The sequence below is a fragment of the Bradyrhizobium sp. LeoB3 genome (genome assembly GCF_055456055.1).
Genome location: NZ_JBVBEF010000224.1, coordinates 1 through 3,973 on the forward strand (window position 1 = coordinate 1; position 3,973 = coordinate 3,973).

Annotated in this window: 2 protein-coding genes and 6 pseudogenes; 5 read left to right on the top strand and 3 right to left on the bottom strand. The window is 61.0% G+C overall.

What is annotated here, in order from left to right:
* Positions 1 to 85: 85 nt before the first annotated feature.
* The 4 genes and pseudogenes from ACZXDY_RS45010 to ACZXDY_RS45025 form a co-directional block, all read left to right on the top strand.
* Positions 86 to 334 (top strand): annotated as a pseudogene (locus ACZXDY_RS45010) (SDR family NAD(P)-dependent oxidoreductase); the annotation flags it as partial.
* A gap of 17 nt (positions 335 to 351) precedes the next feature.
* Positions 352 to 465, top strand: coding sequence for a hypothetical protein (locus ACZXDY_RS45015; RefSeq protein ID WP_464349907.1), 114 nt, complete (start codon positions 352 to 354; stop codon positions 463 to 465).
* Positions 443 to 757: pseudogene (locus ACZXDY_RS45020) on the top strand (SDR family oxidoreductase); the annotation flags it as partial. The gene ACZXDY_RS45015 and the pseudogene ACZXDY_RS45020, both read left to right, overlap by 23 nt.
* A gap of 511 nt (positions 758 to 1,268) precedes the next feature.
* Positions 1,269 to 1,756: pseudogene (locus ACZXDY_RS45025) on the top strand (IS630 family transposase); the annotation flags it as partial.
* Positions 1,757 to 2,373: 617 nt separating this feature from the next.
* On the opposite strand, the gene ACZXDY_RS45030 reads toward ACZXDY_RS45025, so the two are convergent.
* Complete coding sequence (locus ACZXDY_RS45030; RefSeq protein ID WP_155255611.1) at positions 2,374 to 3,006, bottom strand: hypothetical protein; 633 nt, start codon at positions 3,004 to 3,006, stop codon at positions 2,374 to 2,376.
* A 1-nt stretch (position 3,007) separates the two neighbouring features.
* On the opposite strand from ACZXDY_RS45030, the pseudogene ACZXDY_RS45035 reads away from it, so the two are divergent.
* Positions 3,008 to 3,409, top strand: a pseudogene (locus ACZXDY_RS45035) (transposase); the annotation flags it as partial.
* Between the two features lie 18 nt (positions 3,410 to 3,427).
* Here the strand turns inward: ACZXDY_RS45035 and ahpD are convergent.
* A pseudogene (ahpD, locus tag ACZXDY_RS45040) lies at positions 3,428 to 3,895 on the bottom strand (alkylhydroperoxidase, AhpD family); the annotation flags it as partial.
* 6 nt (positions 3,896 to 3,901) lie between these two features.
* A pseudogene (locus ACZXDY_RS45045) lies at positions 3,902 to 3,973 on the bottom strand (peroxiredoxin); the annotation flags it as partial.

Consider the following 3,973-nt stretch of genomic DNA (forward strand, 5'->3'; position numbering starts at 1 on the left):
ATTTTGGCTTCCGTCAAACGCTTCTGCCACAAAGCTCAACAGACTTTATGTGGCGAACTTTAGATTCACGTGACTAGTAGCCGAGGGCGCTAAGGTCGTAATTACTGATATTCTTCACGCAGAAGGGGAAACTCTCGCTGCTGAACTAGGCACTTCCGCCATCTACGTGCGCCAGGACGTCACCCAGCCGGCGGAGTGGGCCAGGGCGGTCGCGGTCGCCGAAAGCAGCTTCGGCGCGCTGCATGGGTTGGTCAACAATGCTGGGATCGCCAGCATGGCCCCCATCGAGCAGCTCTCGCTCGATCAGTGGAATAGAACCATTGCCGTCATTTAACCGGTGTGTTCCTCGGAATGCAGGCGGCCCTGCCGGCAATTCGGCGCGCGGGCGGCGGTTCGATCGTCAACATCTCATCGGTCGAGGGGCTGCGGGGGGACTGCCGGGCTTCATGCCTATGTGGCTTCTAAGTTCGGCGTGCGGGGCATAACAAAGTCTGCTGCGCTGGAGGCAGCCGCCTCTGGCGTCCGCGTCAACTCGATTCATCCCGGCTTCATTACCACGCCCACTACCGAGCGTTTCGATCCCTCTCTTTTCCCTATTCCTCTGGGCCGGGCAGGCTGCCCGCAGGACGTGTCGCATGCAGCCTTATTCCTACTCAGCGACGAGTCCAGCTATTTTACCGGTTCCGAGATCGTCGTCGATGGCGGTTTGACGATCGGCGTTCCGCACAGATGGCAGGCAGCCGAGAATATCTTTTGATGAATACCAACTGACAGTCTAAGCCAGGGCAACAAAATGCTGCGGTTCGCCGTCTCAGCTCTCGGGATCTTCGGACCGTATGGCCAACGGTAACGTCTCCGGCGGATCGCAGTTGGCGCCAGCAGCAGCGGAGGCGCCCGCAAAGCGCGAAGAGTGCTTGCAGCTGGAGCAGAAGGAGCTCTTGCGGGCGCCGCATTTGGGTAAGCGAGCGAGAAGACCAGGTTCTGCCTGCGCGGGAGCGGGACGACGCTCGACGAGAAGAGCATTGAGAACTGCGCGCTTGTTGAACAAGGCGACGAACCAGCGCTTTGTGGATGGCATAGCGTAATGCGCGCCGTGGGTTCTCGTGTGCTAACTGGGCTCCAGCGTGGGCCACACTTGCTGGGTCGCAGGCACCTTCGAACTGGTCGGCGGCAGGCGCACGGATGGGGCCAACACGCGAGGAGCACAGTGCGCAATTGCCACTATTTAGGCGGGCGGTTCGCGCCAGCAGTTGGGGTTCGGCTACATCGAAGGCGTCACCGACGACTACCAGCGTCATGGCACGACCACCCTGTTTGCCGCCCTCAACGTGCTCGATGGCGCAATCATCGCTCAATGCAAACCCCGCCATCGCCACCCGGAGTTCCTCGCCTTCCTGCGTCATATCGAAGCTAACGTGCCGGCCCAACTGGACATCCATCTCATCGTCGACAACTACGCCACTCACAAGCATCCCAAAGTCAGGGCCCGGCTCGCCCGCCGTCCGCGTTGGCACATTCACTTCACGCCAACCTACGCCTCCTGGCTCAACCAGGTCGAACGCTTCTTCGCGCTCATCACCCAACGCGCCATCCGGCGGGGATCGTTCGATTCCACCGCCGATCTCGTCAAAAAAATGACCGCTTTATCCGCAGCCACAATGCAAATTCACGCCCCTTCATGTGGACCGCTGCCGCCGACTCCATCCTCCAAAAACTCGCGCGACTTTGTCAGCGAATTTCCGGGGCAGAACACTAGAGGGAACATTCTCACCAATGTTTTCCGACTGGAGTGTTAGCTACGGAGACGGGATAGTTGGTGATTGAATGAAGCGATCCTGATGGAACCTTTGGACCGGTTGGCGATCCGCAACTGCATCTATCGGTACTGCCGCTGCATGGCCCGGGCCAGCAAGGCCATGCTGCGCCGCTCCTATCGACCCCACGATCGGCATGGCATCTATTCCGGGCCTGCGGAGGGCTCCTGCCTCCCCGCGCGAGAGGTGCTCAAAAGCGCGCCCGCAGTATCCACCAGTTCGGCCAGTTATGACAGAACTGGTCGGCCCGACGCGCGCCGCTCTGCGACGTGCTTCCTTGTCATGCAGCGCGGCGGCAAGGATGGGCCCGTGCGGCAGTTCCGATCGGGCGACGCTGTTGCGGCTCGTTCGACAAGCGCGGCGGGGAGTGGTGCATTGAGGATTGTTCGACTGGGCCGAGGAGCAGTCGTTGCAGCCTCAGACCGAGGCCGCGCGCTGTGGCCGGCGCCTGCTGAGTGGAGCGCGGCCGTCCGACGATCCGATTTGCGAAACTCCGGCCGCTGCCCTCGATCGCCGCAAGCAGGATCCGCGTGCTCGCTCGTATCAGGTCCGGCGCACATCATCGCGCAACAAGTAACTGGAGACCCCAATTTCCAAGCGGCACGCTGCTTGCTTCATTCGCGGTGCCATCACCGATTGCCAGCTCGAAGGCGCTTGGTTGTGGATCGGGAAAGCGCCGCGGAGTGTTTGATGCGATCTTGAGTTCGTTCTTGGGGAGCGACAACGGTTGCGCTGGTCGAAAACGGTGCAGCCAATTCGGCGAACCCTTGGGCCAGCAGCACAAGTGCCACCGACCCTGCGGAGCTGGTCCGGAGGATGTATTGGCGGGCACGTCGACGGTGGTTACGGCCAAAAACCCTTCAGCAATCCCTACGGTCCGTCCGTTTATGGCGTCGTCAATACTCCTGTGTTCCTGGCAGGCGGCCGGATCGGCTACAACTGGCAGAGGAATAGGTCGGTGTTTGGCCCCACTGCTAGCGGTGCAGTCTGCAACGGCACAAATACCTGCCTCGCCGGCTCCGGCACGATAGTGAGCGCAAACTGCAAGGCAAACCCAAATGTCTTTGTAACTGGCGCCGGTCATCTCGGTTACGCTTTTGGCGCGCAGGGCCACACGCTGACCTACCTTAAGGGAGGCGTGGCTTGGCAAAACAATCCAGATGACGTCATCAATAACAACGAGTTTGGCCAATATCGGCGCCGGCGAGCGCGACTTCTACAAGGCGCTCGACGAGGTCTTTCCCGGCACACGCCACCAGCGAGGCTGGGTGCACAACACCGTGAACGTCCTGGACATGGTCCCACTCTCCGTGCAGGCCACCATGCAAGAAGGAGTTCTGCGAGGTCCATTGGGCGCGAACCGAGCGTCCGCCGAAGCGGTGATCGACGTCTTCGCCGAGAAGTATTGCGCCAGTACGGCTGGGCGGTCGAATGCCTGGTGAAGGATCGCGACGCACTGCTGGCCTTCTACGATTTTCTTCCCGAACGTTGGGATCACTTGCGCACCACCAATCCCATCGAGAGCGTGTTCGCCACCGGGTCGATACGGGACCGCGCGGACGAAGCGCTCTTTGTCGCCAACCACCGCTGAAATGGACCCGCGGAGCGGGACCGACCGCGGTCTGGATGACCGCCGTGCTGATGCCGGCCTCCCGCAGCGCCTTCTCATGCGCGTCCATGCAGGCCCCGCAGCCGTTGATGGCGCTTACCGCCAGCGACCACAGCTCGAAATCGGCCTTGTCCACGCCGGGATTGCCGATGACGTTCATGCGTAGCCGCGTCGGCATCGTCTTGTATTCCGGGTTGGCGGAGAGGTGAACGAAGCGGTAGTAGACGTTGTTCATCGCCATCACCGAGGCTGCGGATTTCGCCGCTGCGACCGCGGCCGGCGTCATCACGACAGCTACCGCAGATTCCATTGCGGCGATCACTACAGGATTGCGGGCGGCAATTGCGGTGGCGAGCAACAGCCCGTGTTTCCTCTGCGGTGATAGCGTCTCATCTGATATCATCGACGCCAGGTTCAGTCTGACGTCCTTGGCGAAATCGGGGATCTGGTCCATCAACTGCTCAATTGACATGATGCCTCAAGCAACCTTCAGCGTTTCGCCGCCGATCTCGCGGTTGCAGGGGCAGAGCTCGTCGGTCTGCAGAGCATC

Coding starts and splice junctions, on each gene's coding strand:
- ACZXDY_RS45015 (WP_464349907.1), top strand. CDS start 352: ATGCAGGCGGCCCTGCCGGCAATTCGGCGCGCGGGCGGCGGTTCGATC.